The sequence below is a fragment of the Nostoc sp. DedQUE07 genome, assembly GCF_034530975.2.
Classification (GTDB): domain Bacteria; phylum Cyanobacteriota; class Cyanobacteriia; order Cyanobacteriales; family Nostocaceae; genus Nostoc.
Map to the genome: position 1 here is coordinate 42258 of NZ_JAVRCC020000018.1, position 21568 is coordinate 63825.

Sequence of the window (21568 nt, forward strand, 5' to 3'; positions counted from 1 at the left end):
CCGTTAGCGGTAATTTCATTATGCAGGTACTACGTTGTTCCCCCAGAAAAGAAATCCTCAGTCTCAATGTCAGTTTGGGACGTGGCGGTGAAGCTTGCGTTTATGCAGTGCCAGCCGATAACGACTTGGTGGCGAAGATTTACCACAAGCCAACCGTTGCCCATGCTGAGAAACTCCAGGCGATGCTTGCCAACCCGCCAGAAAACCCTACGGCGAGTTTAGGGCATATCTCTATCGCTTGGCCAGAGGATTTATTGCGGGCAGCAGATGGCAAAAATAGCATCCTGGGGTTTTTGATGCCACGTATTCAGGGGATGCGTCCAATCATCGACTTTTACAACCCCAGAACTCGTCGGCAACATTGCCCTCTATTCAACTATCAGTACCTGCTCCGCACGGCTCGAAACTTGGCGGCAGCTTTTGCCGCTTTGCACGCTAGTGGATATTGCATTGGTGATGTGAACGAGTCTAATATCCTCGTCAGTGATACAGCACTGGTGACTTTGATAGACACAGACTCTTTCCAAGTAACCGACCCAAACAGCGATGTTGTTTATCGCTGCCCAGTGGGTAAACCAGAGTTTACTCCACCAGAACTACAGAATAAAACTTTTGCCCAGCACGATCGCGAAATTTCTCACGATTTATTTGGATTAGGGGTGCTAGTATTCCAACTCTTAATGGAAGGCACTCACCCATTTTCGGGGATTTTTCAAGGTGCGATTGAGCCACCACCTTACGAAGCACGCATTGCGTCTGGTCATTTCACTTACAGCCAAAAGCGTTACGTACCCTACCTGCCGACACCCATTGCCCCCCCTTGGGAAATTCTCCATCCCAGCTTACAGGAATTATTTGTCCGTTGTTTTGAAGAGGGTCATAACAACCCACAACTACGCCCCAGTGCCCAGACTTGGCTCTCAGCCATCGCTGAAGCCGAAGATTCCCTGATTACCTGCACAACAAATCCCCAGCATCGCTACAACAACCACATGCGTAGCTGTCCGTGGTGCGAACGTACCGTGCGATTAGGTGGACGCGACCCCTTTCCATCACATCGGGCTATAGAAGCTAGAGAACATCTCCAACCGCGAGTCAAAGCGAGAAAACGCTACAATCAGACACCGCATTTTCCCCAGCGAGCCATGTCACCGCAGCTAGCTAATTACTGGCAGCCAGTAATGACTCCCAGCGGTTCATACAAACCTTCCAAAAAGTCAAAGTTGTACCCGATTATTTGTTGTTTGCTGGGTTTTGGTTTATTGGGATATGCAGACGTAATGATTAAATTTACTCAGCCGTTAGTTTCCCAAAATGCTTACACCCAACAAACAATCAAGTCTACCCAGCCAAATAATAAACTCAGCTTCGCTGATTCCTATCAGCAAGGTTATATTGCTTATAAAGAGCGAGACTATGACAAAGCAATTGTCAATTTTAGCCAAGCAATTGAACAAGAACCGACACATGCTAGAGCAATTGTAAATCGTGGTAATGCCCGCTATAACCTGAAAGACTACGAAGGAGCAGTTACAGATTATAGCCAAGCTCTGAAAATCAATCCCAATCAAACCAAAGCTCTGGTAAATCGGGGCAATGCCCGCTATATGCTCGCCGAATATAGCAACGATCCCGATCGAGAATATAATCTAGCGATCGCAGACTATAATCGAGCCATTGGTCTGGATAATAATGAAATTGAAGCTTATGTCAGACGAGGGATTGTCCGCGCCCAAATGGCTAAATACAGCGGTGAATCTCAACAAGCTTACAAAAAAGCGATCGCAGATTTTACTCAAGCCATACAACTTAATGTCTCCAAAGCCGAAGCTTACTTCCAGCGGGGTGTTGTCTATTATCAAATTGCTCAATATAGCAGTAATTATCAGCAAGAATATAATCAAGCGATCGCTGACTTTAACCAAGCATTAACTCTCAGCCCTAAACTAGCAAAAGCATATCTCAAACGAGGTATGGTTCGCTATGAACTGGCACAATATGGCGGTAGTGAAGCTAACAAAAACCAAGCGAAAGCTGTCGAAGATATACAGGCATCTGCCAAAATATTTCTTGAGCAAGATGACATGGATAATTATCAACAAGCACTCAGTAATATGTGTGTAGTCATCGAAAACAAATGTGACCCTTTATTCCAAGGCTCAAGTAACATCGAAAAAACTAACTAGAAACAAGTAAGTTTTGTTACTAACATATTGTTGGTTTTGATTTAAAAAATCAAGCATGACTAGGGTTAGCGCCAGCTAATCCTAGTTATTTTATAGGTAATATTTTTATTGCATTGAGTAATTTATTTCTGTATTTATAGATATAGCACAAGCCTTCGTGGTTAGGACATTAACAGATGATAAAACTTAGACACAACAAGACTTTTCACCCAATCCCCAGCGATGCACTGAGCTTGTCGAAGTGTCACCAGTCCCCAGTCCCTTGCTATATTCATAGAGCTTTTATATAGAAAAGATTTTAATTTATCTTACCTTTATAATTTCATCGGAAATTACAGTTAGATTATTGACGGAGAAACAGAAATCAGAAATACATTTCTCTCCCTTGAAGTGCATCCTCTTCATCTCGAAAAAGTCGAATAATCATATCCCTACAAATCTCCGAGGTAATTGCATGAAAGCGGTGATTTTGGCTGGAGGTCTTGGTACACGCCTCAGTGAAGAAACCAGTGTTAGACCCAAGCCGATGGTTGAGATTGGTGGTAAGCCAATTCTCTGGCACATAATGAAAACATATTCTGCCCACGGCATTAATGACTTTATTATTTGTTGTGGTTACAAAGGTTACATCATTAAAGAGTATTTTGCTAACTACTTCTTACACATGTCAGATGTTACCTTCGACATGCGCTTTAACCAGATGAACGTGCATTCTGGTTATGCAGAACCCTGGCGCGTCACCTTAGTAAATACGGGTGATAATACAATGACAGGCGGACGCTTAAAGCGAATCAGCGAACATCTTGGTAATGAGACTTTTTGCTTTACTTATGGCGATGGTGTCAGTAATATTAATATCACCGAGCTAGTTAAATTTCATAAAGAACAAAATAGCTTAGGAACACTCACAGCCGTTCAACCAGCTGGACGTTTTGGTGCTATTTCTTTAGGATATGAGCAAACCAAAATCACCAGCTTTCGGGAAAAACCTGAAGGTGATGGAGCTTGGATTAATGGCGGTTATTTTGTGTTAGAACCAGAAGTAATCAACTTAATTGCTGATGACTCTACAGTGTGGGAACAAGAGCCATTAGAAAAGCTAGCTGATATGGAACAGCTATCAGCTTTCAGACATGATGGGTTTTGGCAACCGATGGATACTTTACGTGATAAAAACTATCTCGAAGGGCTGTGGAAAAACAACCAAGCTCCTTGGAAGGTATGGTAAAAGTAGAGACGCGATTAATCGCGTCTGTACAAAAGTTAGGAGTAAAGACACGATTAATCGCGTCTGTACAGGAGTCAGGAGTCAAATAACAAATGACAAATGACAAATGACTTTATAGATTTACTGTAATTTGAAGTGCGATAATACTAATGTATGATTTTGCGATTATAGGTGGGGGAATAGTTGGACTCTCAACAGCGTTGGCTTTAGGAAAACGCTATCCCAATGCGCGGATTTTAGTACTAGAAAAAGAGAGTCAATGGGCATTTCACCAAACTGGCAATAATAGCGGGGTAATTCATTCTGGTATTTACTATAAGCCAGGGAGTTTCAAAGCTAAATTTTGTCGTGATGGTTCTCGTTCAATGGTAGAATTCTGCCAAGAGCATGGAATTGAACATGAAGTTTGTGGTAAGGTAATTGTTGCAACTGAAGAACAAGAACTACCACGCTTAGAAAATCTCTACCAACGCGGCTTAGACAATGGCATAGAAGTTAAGAGAATTAGCCCCGAAGAAGTCAAAGAAATTGAACCTCACGTAAGATGTGTAGGTGGAATTCGGGTATCCTCAACTGGTATTGTTAATTACAAGCAAGTTTGTTTGAAATATGCCCAGCTAATTCAACAGCAGGGTGGAGATTTGCACCTGAATACAAAAGTCCTGAAAATCTCTCCAAGTGATAAAAATCAGGTACTGCAAACAAACAAGGGTAGCTTTGAAACCCGCTTTGTAATTAATTGTACTGGATTGCATAGCGATCGCACCGCCAAACTAGGTCAAGTTGAACCCCAAGCCAAAATTGTCCCATTCCGGGGAGAATACTACGAACTCACCCCAGAAAAACGCTATCTAGTCAAGACATTAATTTATCCAGTACCCAATCCAGATTTCCCCTTCTTGGGTGTCCACTTTACCCGGATGATTGATGGTAGCGTCCATGCAGGGCCAAACGCAGTTCTATCCCTCAAACGCGAAGGCTACAAAAAAACCGACTTTGACGTGCGCGATTTCCTAGAAGTCATCACCTATCCCGGCTTCTGGAAGTTAGCAGCTAAACACGCTGATGAAGGCATCCAAGAAATCATTCGTTCTTTTAGCAAAGCAGCCTTCACCAGAAGTTTACAAAAACTAATTCCCGAAGTGCAAGCAGAAGACTTAGTTCCCACCCATGCAGGAGTTCGCGCTCAAGCCTTAATGAACGATGGCAAGCTTGTAGACGACTTTTTGATTGTTTCCGGTCAAAACTCCATTCATGTTTGCAATGCTCCTTCTCCTGCTGCCACATCCTCTCTAGAAATCGGCAAAGCACTTGTAGCAGAAATTCCCCAACTTTCGCATCTAGAGAGTGTAGTCACTGCATAGATATCATAGTTGTTATTTCCGGGACTGCTGAATAAAAGGATGAATCTTGTATAGTCGGCATCTTTTCCAGCCTGGAAATACAAGAGACGGGTAAGATACCCATCTCTCAAGAAAAAAGTATAGTGCATCAATTACAGCTATTTTCAAGTAAATAGACCACGCGGTAGGGGCGTAAGGCCTTGCGCCCCTACAACAGATGTGGTTCAAATACATGAAAACTGCTGTAAGAACCGCTATAGAGTCCTGCTACCCAATGGGCTAGTCGGCAACTATGTAATAACTGTTAGCCGTATACATAGCGCTTCTGGTTTTAGTCCAATGACCTAACCCCCAACCCCTTCCCTACAAGGGAATGGGAGTAAGATTCAAAGCCTCTCTCCTCTTAGGAGAGAGGAATGGAAGTGAGGTCAAGTTATTGCATACCAACGAAAAATATAGCGGTTCCTTCTTAGATGCAACACCCTATAGGGCGAATATCTGTGCGTCCCTACTAAACGAAGAATTTAACTTATCAACACAATACAAAGGAATTAACCACAATGAAAATATTAGTAACTGGAACAGAAGGCTATCTAGGTTCGTTATTACCACCTCTGTTAATCGAACGAGGACATGAAGTTATTGGTCTAGATACCGGCTTTTATAAAGTTGGTTGGCTTTACAACCCTAGTGGAGTGACACCCAAAACCCTCAACAAAGATATCCGCAACATCACCCCTGATGATTTGGAAGGTATTGAAGCCATAGTTCACATGGCGGAACTCTCCAACGACCCAGCCGGGCAATTAGCGCCCAATATTACCTACGAAATTAATCATGTAGGTTCAGTTCGTCTAGCTAGCCTAGCTAAGGCTATGGGTGTGCGCCGTTTTGTATATATGTCTTCGTGCAGTGTCTACGGTGTTGCTACCGCAGGTGATGTCACAGAAGAATCCGCAGTTAATCCCCAAACAGCCTACGCAGAATGTAAAACTCTTGTGGAAAGAGATGTCAGACCACTCGCTGACGATGACTTCTCTCCCACCTTTATGCGGAATGCAACAGCCTTTGGTGCTTCTCCCAGAATGCGCTTCGATATTGTTTTAAACAACTTAGCAGGGTTGGCATGGACTAGCAAAGAAATCAAAATGATTAGTGATGGCACACCTTGGCGGCCATTAGTCCACGCATTGGATATTTGCAAAGCAATAGTTTGCACCTTAGAAGCACCACGAGACATTGTACATAAGCAAATCTTCAACGTGGGAGATACAGCAAACAACTATCGCGTTAAAGAAATCGCGGAAATTATTGCTGATGTTTTCCCAGATTGCAAACTATCCTTTGGTGACAACGGCGCAGATAACCGCAGCTATCGCGTATCCTTCGAGAAAATCAACACAATCCTACCTGGATTTAAATGTGATTGGAATGCCCGACTTGGTGCCCAGCAGCTATTTGATTTATTCAGTCAAATACACATGGCTGAAGATACTTTCTTGTTTAGAGGATTTACTCGTTTAAAACAGCTAGAGTATCTAATTCGGACAGAGCAAATTGACAAAGATTTCTTCTGGAATAAAAAATAGCTCAAGTTGCCTAGCCGCAACGGAAAAACAATCTAAGCTTCCGAATCAATACTATTTGATTCGGACTTATTCCATCCATCAAATTATTTGCAATCAACAAGTTAAATTTTATGGCGCTCACCTTAGCATTAGTAATCGAGTTAGCCATCTGAAAGCTAAATAAATTGCCGCTAGACTGCATCGCTACATTTTGAGAAAAAGCTAAAGAAACAAAGCAGAAGATGAATAAATTGCTGACTATCGCAATTCCTACATTCAATCGTGCCCAGATTTTAGATAAACAACTTGCTTGGTTAGCCAAATCTATTAAAGGGTTTGAGTCTGACTGTGAAATATTTATTTCTGATAATTGTTCTACAGATAATACTCAACAAATTATTAATAAGTGGCAGACAATTCTTAGTAATGTCACATTTACATCAAATAAAAATAGTGAAAATATTGGTGTAATGAGTAATATTGCTTGTTGCTTAAAAGCTCCAACTAGTAAATATATTTGGACAATTGGTGATGACGATCCAATTCAAGATAGAACCCTAGATTATGTGTTAACAACACTAAAAAAACATTCAGATTTAGCACTAATGTTTTTAAACTTCTCTGGTCGCCAAAAACAAACAGGTCAACTTGTTGTCGAACGCTGGTTGAATAGTGATAACGACGAATTAAAAGTTGATGGTAAAACTGTATTTCAAAGTTATCTGTATGAAAATTTTGGTGGTGTACTTTTTATATCAGCAGCAATTTATCGCACAAATCTAGTGCAACGCGCTTTACAAGAATGGCCGTCTGCTACTAATAATTGGGCATCTCAAGCATATTGGACTGCATTTTGTGCTGCTCATGGGAGTGTCATCGTCACGAAAGACACTTATTTAGAATGTACTATGGGTGCTAGTCTTTTGGATCTCGACCCGACATGGAACTTTAAAATGCGATATGCATACATACCTGAAGTTTATATAAAACTACTAAAAGTAGGATATCCTCATAAATTTTGTCAGGAAATGATTTGGCAGAATTTCCATCAAAAAACTGACTTGAAAATCTTATTAGGTGCTTTAAAACGTTGGCCTTTATTGACAATCAAGATATTTATTCCTTACCTACGTTTGTTAAGCATATCAGCTTGGACAATTCTTTTTCCACCCAAACAGCTAGAAACTAACCTGTAACCATTCATATATCAATTTATTAACTACTATTTTTACCATGCAGAAATTACTCACCATTGCTATACCGACTTATAACCGTGCTGAATTGCTAGATAAACAGTTAGCATGGCTAGCTCAAGCTATTAAAGGTTTTGAAGATGATTGTGAAATTTTAGTTTCTGATAATTGTTCAACAGACAATACTCAGGATACGATTAAAAAATGGCAAATGATACTTAGTAATATCCCATTTAAATCAAATAAAAATCCTCAAAATTTAGGCGTCGTCAAAAATATTATGTATTGCCTAAATTCTACTACAACAAAATATGTTTGGACGATTGGTGATGATGACCCAATCCAAGATAGAGCCATTGCTTATGTAATTAGCAAACTTAAGCAATATGAAGATTTATCATTATTGTTTCTCAACTTTTCCGGTCGTAACCAAATTACTGGCGAACCAGTTCATCCACCAACAATTGTTGGTAATCGCTGGTTTGATATAGATAGTGAAGATGGTGATGGTGATGGTAAAGCTATATTTGAGCATTGTTTCTCAAAAAGTATCGGAGCAGTTATTTTTCTGACTGCGACAATCTACCGCACTGATTTAGTGAAACACGCTCTACAAAATTGGCAAGATGCTGAGAATAACTGGATATCTTTAGCATATTTAGCCGGGTATTGTGCTGCTAATGGTCGTGTAATTGTCACGAAAGAGACTTATTTGGAATGTGTTGTGGGTGTGAGTTATTGGCAGAAAGAACCAAAATCTGCACTGTTAATGCAATACAAACACATACCCGAAGTAATTTTGAAATTGGAGCAAAGTGGATATTCTAAGCAGTTTTGTAGGCGGATGCTTTTGCAAAATGGTAAAGAAGTCAACTTGAGAGTTTTCTTAGGTGCTTTAAGAAGATGGCCTATGTCTGCCATTAAGACAGTAGTCCCATTTTTGGCTTTAGTCGGTTTATGTGCTTTTGACGTGATGATTTCTAAAGAATTTAGTTTAGCAGAATCAAGTGAAATACCTGCTCAAGAAATACGGAGCTATAAGCCATAAGCTACTAAATTACTGATAAATCGACATTGAAATTAGAAAGAGTTTCCCATATGTTTAATTTAATTAAACGCAAATTATCTACATTATCTGCTGACTTTGAATATTATGTAGCTCGTTGGAAGCATAGCAGAAATTTGCCAGCATTGGAAGGGCGCGATCGCAACATTCTCAAAGCTCTCAAAAAAGACGGTGTTTGTGTCACAACACTGGCAGATTTAGGCTTCGACTCTAGCTCCGAACTGCTCAAAGCTGCTTATCAGCAATTGTCTCAGATGGAAAATCCCAACAACGACCATCTAGATGAAAAGTTACCACAAATTTACACGGTTACAGGTTTACCAGCATTTTATGCCTGGGCAATGGAGAAAAGACTTCTCAATTTGATCGAAAATTATATTGGTCTGCCTATTGCTTTTCATGGTGTACATTTACGTAAAGATTTCCCTAGCAAACATCAGTTTGGCACACTGCTATGGCACAGCGATGCTGAAGACCACCGGATTATCAAAATCTTTATTTACTTGAATGATGTCGAAGAAAAAACTGGGCCTTTTGAATACATTCCCCGCTCTTTAACTTCCTTGTTTAGTTGGAATTATATTCAGCTTTACTACAAACTTTGGAAGTCAGGTTATATGGGCATTGATGATGAAAAAGTAAAACCAGTCATCCCCAAATCAGCTTGGAAATCCTGCCCAGGGCCAGCAGGTACTGTCATTATTGTAGATACGAAAAATGCTTTGCATCACGGCACAGTCCGCACAGAAGAACGCTCAACACTATTCTTTTGTTACACCGCTAACCCTCCTGAAAGACCAGAACTCTGCACCCAATACTGGGATGATACTTATCCCAGAGCAGAGTTAAGGCAGCAAGTAGAAAATAGCCGATAGTCTATTAAAGGTAGTCATGTCATGCTGCTCAAGATTAAACGCAAAATATCTTCATTGGGATCTGAATTAGTTTACAGATTAGCACTTTTAAAACACGCTGCTAATTTGCCTTCACTAGAAGCAGGCGATCGCAAAATTCTTGATGACCTTAAATGTGATGGTATTCATATTACCACACTTGCTGAATTGGGATTCGATTCAACAGCAGAATTGCTCAAGGCAGCTTATGGTTATTCGTCCCAAATGGAATCTGGCAATCATGACGATTCAAAGGAACAATTTCCCCAAGTTTACACAGTTACATATTTACCTGAATTTGCTACTTGGGGAAGCGAAAAAAGGCTCCTAAACATCATTGAAAACTACATTGGTCTGCCAATCATTTTTCATGGTGTACATCTCCGCAAAGATTTCCCTAATAAAAATCAGTTTGGTACACAACTATGGCATAAAGATGCAGAAGACCGCCGCATGATCAAAATCATTATTTACTTAAATGATGTTGAAGAAAAGCACGGGCCATTTGAATATATCCCAGCCTCTTTAACCTCTTTATTTAAATTAAACTATTACCGTACTTACTACAAGCTTTGGCAATCTGGTCATTTAGGTATCACCGATGAAGAACTAAATGAAATTATCCCGAAAGAGGCTTGGAAATCTTGTATAGGATCGGCAGGAACAGTCATTATTGTCGATCCCAAAAAAGCCATACATCACGGTACATCACGCACTGAAGATAGGCTAACTTTATTCTCGTGCTACACATCTACTTCTCCGGATCGTCCAGAAGTTTGTACTCAATATCGAGACAATACTTTTCCCCAACCAAAGTTAGTACCATATAGTTCAGTCCAAGCAAGCTAATTGTTAATCTAAAAACCCACTCAAAACTATTTTTGATGAGGTTTGTAACAAGTTTTGTTGTCCTCAATATTCTTCTCAAGGTTATTCATTCATGCTCTTCACTCAAACTGCACTCAAAGACGCATTCATCATTGATTTAGAAGAAAAGCCAGATCATCGTGGTTTTTTCGCTCGGTCTTTCTGCGCTCAAGAATTTGCAGCACATGGATTAAAGCCAACAGTTGCCCAATGTAACCTGTCTTTTAATTACAAAAAAGGCACTATCCGGGGAATGCACTATCAAATTCTACCAGCAGCAGAAACAAAATTAATTCGCTGTACTAAAGGCGCAATCTACGACGTAATTATTGATATGCGTCCTGAATCTCCTAGCTTCTTATCACACATTGGTGTAGAGCTAACCCCAGAAAATCGCCGCGCTTTGTATGTTCCAGAAATGTTTGCTCATGGCTATCAAGCACTCACCGATGAGACTGAAGTTGTATATCAAGTGGGTGAATTTTACACCCCAGGATATGAAAGAGGTTTACGCTATGACGACCCATTTTTTAACATTGATTGGCCTCTAGATGTGACTGAAATCTCCGAGAAAGATTTAAATTGGCCTTTGTTGAGAATGATGACTGTTGGCGGTACAGCTTCCAGATAACTATAGCAAGGGACTGGGAACTGGGGACTGGGGACTGGGTGAAAAGCCTTTTTGTGTCTAAGTTTTATCGTCTGTTGATGTCCTAACCACCTTGACTGTTGCTATATATAGCGATCCTAAATGAGATTGTGAAAATTTTTGTTATGGTCGTCCTTTGTCATTTGTGATTACAAAGAACAAATGACTAATGACTGCCAACTATAACATCTAGCAAAAAAAACAGTTAGTAGCTGTCATTAATGAAAATGTACTTAATGTTTAGCCGTAACGAATTATTAAGTGCAAAATTATCGAGAATTTGTAACACAACAAACAGTTCCAAAAAGGAGTTTAGTTCATGATTATTATCGATCGCGCCTTACAAGCCCGTGCAGCAGCAGGAAATCCTATCAAGGTGGGAATGATCGGTGCTGGTTTTATGGGTCGAGGAATTGCCAACCAAATTGTCAATTCAGTGCCAGGAATGGAGTTAGTTGCTATCTCTAATCGTCAGATTGGTGCAGCTAAACAAGCTTATTCGGAAGCAGGAATTGAAGATATTCAAGTTGTTGCAACTATCAGCGAATTAGAAGATGCGATCGCTAACGGTAAGTATGCAGTCACAGAAGACGCTAAGTTACTGTGTCGGGCTGAAGGCATCGATGCATTAATCGAAGTCACGGGTGCAGTGGAATTTGGCGCTCAGATTGTTATGGAAGCGATCGCCCACCGCAAACATGTGATTATGATGAATGCCGAACTCGATGGTACCATTGGCCCCATCCTGAAAGTCTATGCCGACAAAGCAGGTGTGATTCTCAGCGCTTGTGATGGCGATCAGCCAGGGGTACAAATGAACCTTTATCGCTTTGTAAAAAGCATTGGTTTAACTCCCTTATTGTGCGGTAACATTAAAGGACTCCAAGACCCCTATCGCAATCCCACTACCCAAGAAGGATTTGCTAAACGTTGGGGTCAAAAGCCCCACATGGTGACTAGCTTCGCCGACGGAAGCAAAATTTCCTTCGAGCAAGCGATCGTTGCCAATGCCACAGGCATGAAAGTCGCCAAACGGGGAATGTTAGGATATGACTTCAGCGGTCATGTCGATGAAATGACTCAGTTATATGATGTTGAACAACTCAAAGAACTGGGCGGCATCGTCGATTATGTAGTTGGAGCAAAACCAGGCCCAGGCGTATACGTATTTGCCACTCACGACGACCCCAAGCAACGCCACTATCTCAACTTATACAAATTAGGCGAAGGCCCGCTTTACAGCTTCTATACTCCTTATCACCTCTGTCATTTTGAAGTTCCCTTGTCCGTAGCGCGTGCTGTTTTATTTGGTGATGCCGTTATGTCTCCACTAGCAGGCCCGCTAGTAGATGTTGTCACCACCGCCAAAATCGACCTGAAAGCAGGAGAAACCTTAGATGGCATCGGCTACTACATGACCTACGGACAATGTGAAAATTCCGATATCGTCCAACAGCAAAATCTTCTACCAATGGGTTTGGCTGAAGGGTGCCGCCTCAAACGAGATATTTCTAAAGATCGAGTCCTCACTTATGAGGATGTAGAATTACCTGAAGGCAGACTTTGCGACCAATTACGAGCCGAGCAAAATGCCTATTTCGCTCCAGAAAAAATCTTAGTAGCAGTTGGATAATATCGGTTCTCAAAACATTTGCCACAAATGAATTAGCTGTAGGGGCGTACAGCTGTACGCCCCTATATATTTGTCGCCAGAATTTCATCAAGAGGATAGGAAGTTATACTGCTGAACACTAAAGTTATTGATAGTAATATCAAGTCCGGGTAATTAGTTATGATTTCCACAGTCATTGCACCCCACCCCCAACCCCTCCCCGCAGGCGGGGAGGGGAGACAAAGCATAGCTTTGGCGGGGTGGGGTTCTTGAGGTTTAATGAGTAACTAAGCGGACAGGATAGTAATTTGCTGGGGAGCGTTTCAACAAACCCGATCGAAACTTTAGGTCAAATTTCATGAAAATTGCTCTCGTCCATGATTATTTAACCCAGCGAGGTGGGGCAGAGCGTGTGTTTGAACTGCTTTGTAAGCGCTATCCCGAAGCAGATATTTTCACATCTTTGTACGATCCTCAAAAAACGATCGATCTAGGCGATCGCATAGTTAATACAACCTTCTTACAAAAGATTCCTGGTGCAGCAAAATATTTTAGGTCGATGGCTCCTCTATATTTTCCTGCCTTTCGTGCCTTGGATTTGCAAAACTACGATTTAATTATTAGTAGTAGCACCAGCTTCGCCAAAGCAGTACGAAAAAATCCTAATGCCCACCATATTTGTTTTTGTCATAACGTCACCCGTTTCTTATGGGATACAGCAACTTATTTAAGAGAGTACGGGGACTATAGATATTTTGCTCCTTTAATCGAACAAGTATTTCAAGTCATGAGAAAGGTAGACTTGAAATATGCACAGGAGCCTGACCTTTACATTGCTAATTCTAGTGTTGTTGCCCGCCGAATTGAAAAAATTTATGGCAAAAAGGCAATGATGGTGAACTATCCAATTGATACTAGTAAATTTGTTTTTTCAGATATAAAAGATGAATATTATCTGGCCTCCGCCCGGATGATCGGTTATAAGCGACTTGATATAATAGTCGAAGCTTTTAATTGGTTGGGGTGGCGGCTATTAATATCTGGTGACGGGCCAGAACTAGCACGGTTAAAATCCAAAGCATTACAAAATATTGTGTTCTTGGGACACGTAAGTGATAGAACCCGCAAAGACTTGTTTTCCAAAGCCAAGTCTATTATTGTCGCAGCCTTAGAAGATTACGGATTAGTTCCAGTTGAGGCTAACGCTAGCGGTACACCAGTTATTGCTTATGGAGCGGGTGGAGTATTAGATACTCAAATACCAGGTGAAACAGGAGTCTTTTTCAAAAGACAAACACCAGAATCTTTACAAGTTGCATTACTAGAAGCCAACGGCATTTCTTGGGATTACGATCGCATCCGCAATCATGCAGTAGCAAACTTTTCAGAAAATGCATTCTTTGGCAAGGTTGAGCAAATTATCAATCAAGCTTGTGGCGTGCAGCAATTATTCATTTGATTTCTGAATTTTCCACTATCAGATTACCTATTTATTTGCTCTCTCCTCATTGGCAGTTCTAAAAAAATAGGTATTTTTCGGAGAATCTCTTAGCGTAAGTCTTGAAGACAAGGATATAAAAGTGGTTCAAACTAGTCTAAATCCTCATCTAGCTCCAGCTTCTGAAAATGAACCAAGTTACGGGCAGATGTTTGCCGTATTTGTGCGGCGATTTCCTTGGTTCTTAGCAGTATTAATTAGTTCTATTGCTATTGCCAGCATAGTAACTGTAAAAACAAAGCCTACTTATAAAAGTTCTATGCAATTGCTAGTAGAACCTAACTATCAAGGTAAAACGGAAGGTGGCGCGGGGGTAGACAATCAGTTTACTGACTCTAACGTAGTCATAGATACTGCCACTCAGCTTAACTTGATGCAAGGTTCGGGACTCATCCAAAAAGCAGTTGATAAACTTCAGTCTAATTATCCAGATATAACTTCAGCTGAAATTAAAGCTTCTTTGGTCTTAACTCAAATCAGGAGCAAAGAAGATAATGTCGCTACTAAAATATTTCAAGTTGAATATACTGCTGGAGATCCTGAAAAAACCCAAAAAGTTTTGGATGCAATTCGACAAGTTTATCTGGAATATAACAAACAACAACAGACTTCGCGTTTACAAAAAGGTCTACAAATCATCAGGGAACAGTTAAGTAAAGCTAGTGAAGAAGTAAACGCATCTGAGACAAATTTACAAAGATTTCGTAGAAATCAGAACTTAATCGATCCAGAGTCACAGGCCAAAGCAATTGAAACAGCTTTGAATAATCTTTCCCAAGAAAGACAGACAACTCGCGCTCAGTATGGAGAAGCTTTAGCACGCCAAAAATCTTTAGAAGAACAACTTAATCGTTCTCCCCAAAATGCTCTAGTTGCTTCTCGTTTGAGTCAGTCTACTCGCTATCAAGGCTTACTAAACGAAATCCAAAAAAGCGAATTGGCACTAGCACAAGAACGCTTACGCTTTACAGATCAAACTCCGAGCGTGCAAAAGCTCAAAGAACAGCTTCAGGGCCAGAAGGAATTATTGCAACAAGAGGTAGGAAGAACTTTAGGCGGAAAATCTGCTGGTGCATTCACGAATGGAGACTCTCTTCTCGAAAAAGGACAGCTGGGCCAAATCGATCTCAGCCTTGCTGGCCAGTTAGTAGAAACGCAGACAACTATAGTTGCTTTAACTGCTCGCGACCAAACTTTGGCTCAGAAAGAAAACGAGCTACGTTTGGAAATAAAACGCTTCCCGCCTCTGTTGGCTTATTACAATCGGATGCTACCGCAGCTGCAATTTAGCCGTGAAAGGTTAGAGCAGCTTTTAAGAGCAGAACAACAATTGCGACAAGAACTTTCCAAGGGTGGGTTTAATTGGGAAGTGGTGGAAGATCCCCAAAAAGGCGCGCAATTAGGCCCCAATCTCCAACAGAATTTGCTGTTAGGTGCTGTGGTTGGCTTAATGTTAGGAGGCATTGCTGCCTTTCTTCGCGAATCGGCTGATGATGCAGTTCACACCACTGCTGAATTAGAGAAGCAAATGGCCATGCCGTTGTTGGGAACAACTCCCAAGTTACCGCCAGCCAAACCCAGAGAATCAATGATTAAGTTGCCTTTTGGCAAGCCAGAAGTTCTCGCCCCCTGGACGATTCAGGTATTGCAATCTCCACCGCGTTGGGAATCGCTGGATCTGATTTACAAAAACATTGAACTTTTAAATACTGTTACTAATTTAAAATCTTTGATGATTACCTCGGCTTTAGCCGATGAGGGTAAATCAGCTTTGGCGTTGGGTTTGGCAATGAGTGCTGCTCGTTTACACAAAAGGGTACTGCTGATTGATGCCAACTTACGCGACCCCAGTTTGCACCATCAACTGAATCTTCCTAATGAGCAGGGACTTTCAACTTTATTGGCGAGTGATACAACTCTACCCAACCAAATTAGTCTTCAATATTCAGGTTCCGCCTACATCGATATTTTGACTGCTGGCCCCAAACCTAACGACCCAGCTAATCTGTTGAGTTCCCCGCGGATGATCCAATTAATGACAGCATTTGAGGAAAACTATGATTTGGTTCTGATAGATGCTCCCCCAGTTCTCGGTTTGGTGGATGCCATGCTTACCGCATCATCTTGTCGTAGCGTGATTATGGTGGCAAGCATTGGTATTGTGACGCGAAGTCAGCTTAATCAAGCGACAGCTATGCTGAGTAAGTTAAATCTGATTGGGGTTGTAGCTAACGGGGTATCAAATAGTAGTAATTACGTACCCAATATCAAACAACAGCAATTGGCTCTGCGTCAAGCTGTAGAAAAGTAACTAGTACGGCTAGATGATAAATCCCCGACTTCTTAGAGAAGTCGGGGATTTTGCGTTTTGGATTTTTTCTCGTTTTTAGCCTCTGGTTAGAAATGCTGTTCATCGGGGTGCTGCCGCGGGTAAAAGAGGCGGAGCCTCAAGGATGAGTATTCCCAGTCTGAGACTGGGAACGAGACAATCTGCTAAAAGCTGGTTTTAGACTGGCTTTTACCTTAAATTGATAGCAATGATTCGTGAATTGCCTCTACGTTTTGATGAACCAAATTGAATTTTGTCGCTATCGGGAAGAATTCAGTATATTTATGCTATCTTTATGAATTTTCAGAGAAATCACTGACTCTTTAAAGAATAAATAAAGAAGTTATTTGAGCGATCGCTATTTCTACAGAGTCTTATATTCTAGAGATTAAAGCACCTTCATAAAGGCTAGAAGACAAGAGCAGACTGGTTTTTAAATCTATCGAGACAATGAACACCTCAGCGTAATTAAACGTAGATATAGATTCATGGGTAATTTCCCTCTACACTTCTCTACTGTCAGTAGTTTCCGGAAAATCAAGATTTGCCCATGAATGTTAATAGTAGCAGTCCTAAATCATTTGTGAAATATTTTTGGAGTTGGCTGTCATTAGTCATTAGTCATTAGTCATTAGTCATTTGTCCTTTGTCCTTTCTTATTTGCAATTATGTAGACGCGCCAGCGGCTTCCCGCAGGGTAGGACAAATGACCAAGGACGACCATAACAAAAATTTTCACAATTTCATTTAGGATTGCTACCTATGTAATTAGTATCTGTCTAATTTGTAAATCTCTACACCAGCAGAATTCTACGCAATATGTGCTTGGCTGAATGGCAAATACTATAGCATATTTTTGCCGTCAATTCTCTCCAACTTTTTGGACTTACAACAAGATTCGGATTTGAGTCTTTGGCATTGATAGCCTTTGATAACGCCTCAGTAATTCACTTTTGTATAAACCCAAAGACATTATGACAACTTCAATAATTCCAACTTTAGAGAATTTATATGATGTAACCCAGTCACACCAGGATAATCGTGGGTACTGCACACTCCTGTGGCGGCGGGGTAAGCTGTTGGTGAAGCCGCTTGGAGGAGTGAAACAACCATACCTGGCTTCATTAGATAATAAGCGATCGCTAGTAGAATGCTTACAACATTCTCCAGTAAGTTTGGTCACCATAGATCCAAAATTGGGTGAGACTTTGCTCAAATTTTGGGCAGATGCATGTGAAGCAGCTCAAAAACCAATATTCCTAAGCATACCCGCTGACAAAAAACTTCCTAACCAACCTTTGAGACAATTGCAGCGAATAATTGATTGGATTGCTGCTTTCGTATTGCTGCTATTAGTAAGTCCAGTCATGTTGGGATTGATTATATTAATGCAGGTTTACTCACCAGGGTCAATTTTTTGTTATGAATGGCATGTTGGGGAACGAGGTAAATTCTTTCAAGCGATGAGCTTTTGCACCCACAATACCACACCGCTAGCGCGTTGGATGGGTAAATACAATCTCGACAATCTGCCACAGTTATTTAACGTGCTACGGGGTGACATGAGTTTAACCGGATCTCGTTGTTGGACTTTGGAAGATGCAGTACAGCTAAATAAATTACCAGAAATTACAACTTCCTGGGAAGTAGAGGCACAGTCTCATCTGTTACATCTGGATAGCCAAACTCTGTAATTTATCAGTGCGGTAATTGATGATTTCATTTATCGCACTGAGGCTAAAAAAAATTATTTATGTAGCATCCAATTCTAGATAATTAGTTTTCCAAACGCGATAAATTGCATCTCTACATCAGGGTTTTGTTACTCATTCTGAACTCTGTATTGATTTATAGATGTCTATCTACCTTGCCAAACTATTATGAGAAAATTCATGAATTTACAGCTTCCTCAACCACTCAGTAATCTGCTCAAAGCTAGCAGCTTTTGGCAGGACAACTATTTGATATTGCGAGAATTTAAACACTTTCGCAAAATTGCAATTTTAGCTCTGATATTCTCAATTTTGGCGGCAACCTTTGAAGGTGTAAGTATTGGTTTCTTACTTTCCTTTTTGCAAAGTTTAACTAGTCCCAACGCTCAACCTGTCCAAACAGGAATAGAATGGTTCGATCTTTGGATTTTGGGAGCCAAGACATCAGCAATTAATCGTTTGTATCGCGTATCTTTGCTGATTTTATTGAGTACTTGGTTACGTGCCACCTTCAATTATTTTTCTCAAGTTTATACTGAATTATCTCAACTACATCTTGCCGATCGCTTACGCAAGCAAATTTTTGAACAGTTACAATCATTATCGCTAAGTTACTTTAGTAAAACTCGTTCTGGCGAACTAATTAACACAATTACTACAGAGATTGAAAGGATCAGACAAGGTTTTAGTGGCGGAGCTTTTTTAGTAACTAGAGGACTCACAACCTTTGTTTACTTAATATCAATGTTTTTAATATCATGGCAATTGACGGTAATATCAGCATTGCTATTTACACTTTTAGGTGTGGGGTTGTCAAATCTGAATGCTAGAGTCAGAGAATCGAGTTTTGGCATGACAACTGCTAATGCTAATTTTACATCAACAGCCATAGAATTTATTAATGGCATTCGCACTGTTCATTCCTGTGGTACTCAAGAATTTGAGCGTCAGCGTTACTATAAAGCTAGCGATAAGGTAATAAGTAGTACAACAAAGGTTGTATTTACCTGGACACTTGTGAAGCCAATTGCCGAAGGAGTAGCTACTACAGTATTGATCGGAATGATTATTTTGGCATTCACTAGTCTTGTCACTAATGGAACGCTACAAGTTGCTTCTTTGCTAACCTTTTTCTTTGTACTCTTTCGCTTTATCCCATTTGTTCAAGATATTAATGGCACAAGAGCATATCTTAGCACTTTACATGGTTCAGCAGACAATATTAAAAATCTGTTGACAAGTGATGAAAAATATTACTTTCAAAATGGCAAAGTTAAGTTTAAGGGATTAAAGAGGTCAATAGATTTAGTATCTGTGGATTTTGGCTATGATGATGAAAATTTAGTGCTGCATAATATTACCCTGACGATTGAAAAGGGAAAGATGACGGCGTTAGTCGGAGCATCTGGTGCTGGTAAAACAACTCTTGCTGATTTAATTCCCCGCTTTTATAATGCTACAGATGGGTATATTTACATTGATGAAATGGATATACGGCAGTTTGAAATTAACTCTCTCCGTCGCAAAATAGCTGTTGTCAGTCAAGATACTTTTATCTTCAATACTAATGTTTGGCAAAATATTGCTTACGGGACTCCAGAGGCGACAAATGAGGAAATTCAAGAGGCAGCTAAACTAGCAAATGCATTAGAATTTATTTTGGAAATGCCTGAAGGTTTTGATACCCAATTAGGAGATCGGGGTGTTAGGTTATCTGGAGGACAAAGACAGAGAATTGCGATTGCACGAGCTTTACTACGGAACCCAGAAATTTTAATTTTGGATGAAGCAACTAGCGCTTTAGATTCGCTATCTGAGCGCTTAATTCAAGATTCATTAGAAAAGCTATCTGTGGGTAAAACAGTAATTGCGATCGCTCACCGTCTTTCTACTATTTCTAAAGCAGATAAAGTTGTAGTTTTAGAACAGGGACGGATAGTAGAGCAAGGTAAGTATCAAGAACTATTGGAACTAAAAGGTAAGCTTTGGAAATATCATCAAATGCAGTATGAACTAAGGCAGCCAGATTAGAAACAACATCTAATTACCAAAGTCATTACAACATATTCATCGGCTGTATATCTTTACAGCCGTAAATCACTAATATGTATCAATAATTTTGCCAAACTAATAGTCAAATAATAAGATTTTAAACACTTATTATTCCTATAGATAAGTTATTAAAGTTCATCCTATATACTTAAAAATCATAGAAAATATGTCCCAGGAAATCTTTGACAAAGACCTAATTTATCAATGTTCAAGTTTCGGTGTCGGTGGGAGTGGAGGTGTTGAAACTTATTTAGCTTCTCTGTTTGAACATCGGCCACCTGATGTTAGCGATCGCGTGTTAAAATCGCTTAAAAATATCGATCAAAGTCAGTTCAAACTGCTACACATCCACAGTGCAGATTTGCTATTACAGCTTACAGGCGAATGTCCTGCTATCTTCAGCGTTCATAATCACTCATTTTACTGCCCTAGCGGCACAAAGTATTTAGCAGAACAACGGACAATCTGCGATCGCAACTTCTCTTATTTAGGATGTACCTGGGGTAAATTAGCAGATAAATGTGGTAGCCGTAGACCTTTAAGAACTCTTAGAGAACTTCAAACTACTCATCAGTTTTTAGATGTCTTGAAAAGGCTAAAAATTACTTTCATTGCGAATAGCGAATATGTGCGCCAAGAGTTAATTAAAAACGGTGTATCTCCCGAACAAGTTATAACGCTACATTGTGGAATCTCTATACCAGAAACAGCAAGTTCACCCCTAAGCTTGGAAGTACATCAAAATCATCGAATTTTGTTTGCTGGACGAATTGTTTCTGATAAAGGTCTGGAATGGTTACTCAAAACCTTAATACATACAGATCCAAAAATTCAACTTGATATTGCAGGTGAAGGTTGGGAACGACCACGGTTAGAAAAGTTAGCAAGCACACTCGGATTGAATCAACGAATCACTTGGCATGGTTGGTGCGATTCAGATAAATTAGATAAACTTTATCAACAGTGTTTTGCAGTCATCTTTCCTAGTGTTTGGCCTGAACCTGCTGGTCTTGTAACTCTAGAAGCATACTCTCGTTGTCGTCCTGTAATTGGTAGTGCAGTCGGAGGGATTCCAGAACATTTACAAGATGGAGAAACGGGTATTCTTGTTCCAAGCAATAATATCCAAAAACTGGCTGATGCTATTAATGAATTGTATAGAGATTATCAAAAAAGCCGATACATGGGTGAGCAAGGTCATACTTTATTGATGAAGGAATTTACAATGGCTGCTCATGTAAATAATCTCCAAACAATTTATGCAAAAACAATAGCTGAATTTCCTTCCCAAGCGAACAAACTATATAGTATCTCTTCAGTTCAAGAAGCTGAATTTGTTAAAAATATCAAATAGTGCATCTTTTACTTAGAA

The 21568-nt window shown here is 40.2% G+C and carries 15 protein-coding genes; all 15 read left to right on the forward strand.

Features of this window, described 5'->3' with window-relative positions; genetic code table 11:
- The first annotated feature begins 20 nt into the window (after positions 1-20).
- The 15 genes from RMZ95_RS15900 (at position 21) to RMZ95_RS15970 (ending at position 21550) form a co-directional block, all read left to right on the forward strand.
- Complete coding sequence (locus RMZ95_RS15900) at positions 21-2186, forward strand: tetratricopeptide repeat protein (protein ID WP_322673800.1); 2166 nt, start codon at positions 21-23, stop codon at positions 2184-2186.
- 454 nt (positions 2187-2640) lie between these two features.
- A complete protein-coding gene (gene rfbF / locus RMZ95_RS15905; protein WP_094351583.1) occupies positions 2641-3414 on the forward strand; it encodes a glucose-1-phosphate cytidylyltransferase in 774 nt (257 codons plus the stop codon).
- Between the two features lie 149 nt (positions 3415-3563).
- A complete protein-coding gene (lhgO, locus tag RMZ95_RS15910) occupies positions 3564-4778 on the forward strand; it encodes an L-2-hydroxyglutarate oxidase (protein ID WP_322683729.1) in 1215 nt (404 codons plus the stop codon).
- A gap of 539 nt (positions 4779-5317) precedes the next feature.
- Complete coding sequence (locus tag RMZ95_RS15915) at positions 5318-6346, forward strand: SDR family oxidoreductase (RefSeq protein WP_322683730.1); 1029 nt, start codon at positions 5318-5320, stop codon at positions 6344-6346.
- Between the two features lie 221 nt (positions 6347-6567).
- Positions 6568-7521, forward strand: coding sequence for a glycosyltransferase family 2 protein (locus RMZ95_RS15920; RefSeq protein ID WP_322683731.1), 954 nt, complete (start codon positions 6568-6570; stop codon positions 7519-7521).
- A gap of 37 nt (positions 7522-7558) precedes the next feature.
- Positions 7559-8566 carry a glycosyltransferase gene (locus RMZ95_RS15925; RefSeq protein WP_322683732.1) on the forward strand — a complete coding sequence of 336 codons (1008 nt, stop codon included), beginning with the start codon at positions 7559-7561 and terminating at the stop codon, positions 8564-8566.
- 50 nt (positions 8567-8616) lie between these two features.
- Entirely contained in the window at positions 8617-9459 is an 843-nt protein-coding gene (locus RMZ95_RS15930; protein ID WP_322683733.1) for a phytanoyl-CoA dioxygenase, read from the forward strand.
- 21 nt (positions 9460-9480) lie between these two features.
- Entirely contained in the window at positions 9481-10326 is an 846-nt protein-coding gene (locus RMZ95_RS15935) for a phytanoyl-CoA dioxygenase family protein (RefSeq protein ID WP_322683734.1), read from the forward strand.
- A 91-nt stretch (positions 10327-10417) separates the two neighbouring features.
- The gene (rfbC, locus tag RMZ95_RS15940; RefSeq protein ID WP_322683735.1) at positions 10418-10975 is read left to right on the forward strand and encodes a dTDP-4-dehydrorhamnose 3,5-epimerase; all 558 of its coding nucleotides are present in this window, start codon (positions 10418-10420) and stop codon (positions 10973-10975) included.
- A gap of 337 nt (positions 10976-11312) precedes the next feature.
- A complete protein-coding gene (locus RMZ95_RS15945; protein WP_322683736.1) occupies positions 11313-12626 on the forward strand; it encodes an NAD(P)H-dependent oxidoreductase in 1314 nt (437 codons plus the stop codon).
- A gap of 337 nt (positions 12627-12963) precedes the next feature.
- Positions 12964-14064 carry a glycosyltransferase gene (locus RMZ95_RS15950; RefSeq protein ID WP_322683737.1) on the forward strand — a complete coding sequence of 367 codons (1101 nt, stop codon included), beginning with the start codon at positions 12964-12966 and terminating at the stop codon, positions 14062-14064.
- 121 nt (positions 14065-14185) lie between these two features.
- Positions 14186-16414 (forward strand): polysaccharide biosynthesis tyrosine autokinase, encoded by a 2229-nt coding sequence (locus RMZ95_RS15955; protein ID WP_322673810.1) that lies wholly within the window; start codon positions 14186-14188, stop codon positions 16412-16414.
- Between the two features lie 992 nt (positions 16415-17406).
- Positions 17407-18126: a heterocyst development glycosyltransferase HepC gene (hepC, locus tag RMZ95_RS15960; protein ID WP_322683738.1), complete on the forward strand. Its 720-nt coding sequence runs from the start codon at positions 17407-17409 to the stop codon at positions 18124-18126.
- A gap of 198 nt (positions 18127-18324) precedes the next feature.
- On the forward strand, positions 18325-20175 hold the full coding sequence (hepA, locus tag RMZ95_RS15965; RefSeq protein ID WP_322683739.1) for a heterocyst formation ABC transporter subunit HepA: 1851 nt from the start codon (positions 18325-18327) through the stop codon (positions 20173-20175).
- Between the two features lie 187 nt (positions 20176-20362).
- Positions 20363-21550 carry a glycosyltransferase family 4 protein gene (locus RMZ95_RS15970; RefSeq protein WP_322683740.1) on the forward strand — a complete coding sequence of 396 codons (1188 nt, stop codon included), beginning with the start codon at positions 20363-20365 and terminating at the stop codon, positions 21548-21550.
- Positions 21551-21568: the final 18 nt, after the last annotated feature.